This is a genomic window from Alkalihalophilus lindianensis (assembly GCF_032843265.1).
Classification (GTDB): domain Bacteria; phylum Bacillota; class Bacilli; order Bacillales; family Bacillaceae_D; genus Alkalihalophilus; species Alkalihalophilus lindianensis.
In genome coordinates this window covers 1-250 of the sequence record NZ_JAWJBA010000738.1, presented here as the reverse complement: position 1 = coordinate 250, position 250 = coordinate 1, and the positions used below count along the sequence as shown (strand labels likewise).

Below are 250 nucleotides of genomic sequence, written 5' to 3'. Positions count from 1 at the left end.
AAAAATTCAGCCAGTAGGATCAGATCGGGATTTCTGGATTGTGAACACGCATCTTGATCACATGAAAGAAGAAACCCGCCTGGGGCAAGTCGGAGTACTCGTTAAAGAAATTAAGAAATTCTGGAATCCCTCTGATCCTTTGATCATCATGGGAGATTTTAACGATGCACCAATAAGTTCAGTGCGAAAGCATCTGGAAACGGAATTTTCTCTTCAGGATGCGTGGAAATTATTCAACCAGAAGGAAGAG

General features: G+C 42.0%; 1 pseudogene. It reads left to right on the top strand.

Going from position 1 to position 250, the window contains the following annotated elements:
- Positions 1-40: 40 nt before the first annotated feature.
- Positions 41-250, top strand: a pseudogene (locus tag RYX56_RS24140) (hypothetical protein); the annotation flags it as partial.